At 60.1% G+C, this 2,076-nt stretch carries 2 protein-coding genes and 1 tRNA gene; 2 read left to right on the top strand and 1 reads right to left on the bottom strand.

Annotated features, from left to right (window positions below; translation table 11 throughout):
* Nucleotides 1-302 precede the first annotated feature (302 nt).
* Nucleotides 303-377 (top strand) — tRNA-Val (locus EOA13_RS36915).
* A gap of 52 nt (nt 378-429) precedes the next feature.
* Here EOA13_RS36915 and EOA13_RS36910 read toward each other — a convergent pair.
* Entirely contained in the window at nt 430-783 is a 354-nt protein-coding gene (locus EOA13_RS36910; protein ID WP_127298021.1) for a hypothetical protein, read from the bottom strand.
* Between the two features lie 672 nt (nt 784-1,455).
* Between EOA13_RS36910 and EOA13_RS36900 the strand changes: the two genes are divergently transcribed.
* Entirely contained in the window at nt 1,456-1,713 is a 258-nt protein-coding gene (locus tag EOA13_RS36900; RefSeq protein WP_063172137.1) for a PepSY domain-containing protein, read from the top strand.
* The last annotated feature ends 363 nt before the right edge of the window (nt 1,714-2,076 follow it).

The raw sequence follows: 2,076 nt of genomic DNA, 5'->3' as shown, positions 1-2,076 counted from the left end.
CCCCTACCCCCTCCCCACAAGGGGGAGGGAGATTCCGTCGGCGCTGATATCAGCAAATTTCCAACGTTCTCGACGCAAAGGCGAGAGCGCGGCAGCTTCCCTCCCCCTTGTGGGGAGGGTTAGGGTGGGGGTCCTCTTCGCAAGAATCTATATTCGATTGCGTCGGGAAGCGGCCTGCCCCGCCTCGGCGACAACGCGGAAAGGGCAGCAAATCCGATCTTTGTCGGGACGCCGAACACCGCCTTGACTTCCCGCACCCGCCTCCCTTATATCGCGGCTCGCTTGGCCTTTGGGCAACGAGCGGGCGATTAGCTCAGCGGGAGAGCACACCCTTCACACGGGTGGGGTCGCAGGTTCAATCCCTGCATCGCCCACCAAAATCCTTACGGCAGTCGGCGATGTCTGGTTGTGGAGATGCACCAGCCGCGATCAGCGCTTCATTGAGTGCAAGATGGCCTGCATGTGCTCTTCCAGGTCGAGTTCACCCCGAGCTTCAGCGGTCAACAGGTAATCGGCCTTGGCCTGGCGGTCGCCTCGGCTGATCGCCGGATAGGAGCAGATGGCCAGCAAGGCTTCCTGTTCAATCCGGTCTGCCCTCTTGCGTTCGTGGCTGCTGCTGCCCGCTTGATGAACAATCCTGTGAAGTTCGACATAGCTGGCTTCATGGGCTCCGATCAGCACCCGCAATTCGGGTGAGGCACCTTCCTCTTCGGCAAACGTCGGTTCAATGGCCGAGGCCACGGCGGTGAACGCAAGAAGTGTACGGCGGGTGATTTCGGGCATGCCTCATATCCCTGCTCTCTGATCATGCAGGCACACCATAGCACCGGCGAAGCGGTTCGCAGAGATGCTCGGGGACGCGACCACACTGTCTGCTGACAAAATGTATTCGCTTCCGCAGCCACCCGCCCAACGGCCAGTGTGGCCTTAAGTCGCAATGATTGGCCTCCGAAAAGCACGGTTTCGGGCTTCATTGACGCTGCGACCAACACCATATGGTGATCCACAGCCCTCCAAAACGAGAGAAGCTCGCCTTGACACGGTCGCATTGCGGCCATCGGCCGGCAATGGCTATGAAACAGGAACTTGAAAAACCATGCCTGAAAATATCAGACCGATTTCGAAAGACGTCCCCCTCATTCAGCTAGGCGTCTATCAGTGCCGCTTCCCGGTGAGCGAAGACCGGTCGGTACCCGGCGGCTATCGTTTCTGTGCCGGGCCAACTTCGGCGGATCGCGTCTATTGCGATCACCACCACAGCATCGTGACCGCCGTCGACCCTCGCCGAACCCGTTCAGGTCTCCACCCCGCTCAACGACGCGCCGCGTAGTCAGGCGGGCGGCGGCCCCTCGTTCGGGCAGCTGCAAATCGGCGGACCAAATCATCATCTGTTCCAGCTGCGGAACAAACCGGCGCGCCAGCGAGTTTCTGTCCGACGAAACTTGAGGGAAAGCCATGTCCAGATTTCTGCTGGCGACAAGCGTCGCCGTTCTTCTCGCCGGTGGGCCGGCCTTGGCCGCGGACGACAAGCCGTTGCCGCCGCCCAATGCCAAGAAGTTGTCGGAGATCATCGCCAAGGTCGAGCAGCGCGACGGCTTTCGCTATGTGGACGAGGTCGACTGGGACAGCGGCGCCTACACCGTCACCTATTACACGGCGGACAAGGCGAAGGTCGAAATCACCTACGATCCTGTGACGGCGGAGCCGAAATAGGGGACGTTCCGACGCGAATTCACTGGCCCTTTCTTGGCTGTGTCATCGGCCTTTCCGCGCTAGCGCCGCCCCTCACCTGCCTGCCGGCATCCTCTCCCCGTATAGTGACGGGGAGAGGGACGCTCTCATCGCCGGTTTCGCCAATCATCAACGTTGAAAGATGAGCACCAGCGGTACAAACCGCCTTTTCTCCCCGTCACTATACGGGGAGAAATGTCCGGCGGGACAATGAGGGGTGTCCGAACCGTATAGATAGGTAACAGAATGGACCGATAGCATGGGTAACAGTTTTCTTGTCCGCCGGAGGACCGGCGATGGTTTGGCGAGAGACTGGCATCATGGACGAACGGCTTCGGTTTGTTG

The sequence above is a fragment of the Mesorhizobium sp. M7A.F.Ca.US.011.01.1.1 genome (assembly GCF_003998295.1).
Lineage (GTDB): Bacteria > Pseudomonadota > Alphaproteobacteria > Rhizobiales > Rhizobiaceae > Mesorhizobium.
This window is presented reverse-complemented; position numbering and strand designations above follow the sequence as displayed.

Coding starts and splice junctions, on each gene's coding strand:
- EOA13_RS36910 (WP_127298021.1), bottom strand. CDS start 783: ATGCCCGAAATCACCCGCCGTACACTTCTTGCGTTCACCGCCGTGGCC.
- EOA13_RS36900 (WP_063172137.1), top strand. CDS start 1,456: ATGTCCAGATTTCTGCTGGCGACAAGCGTCGCCGTTCTTCTCGCCGGT.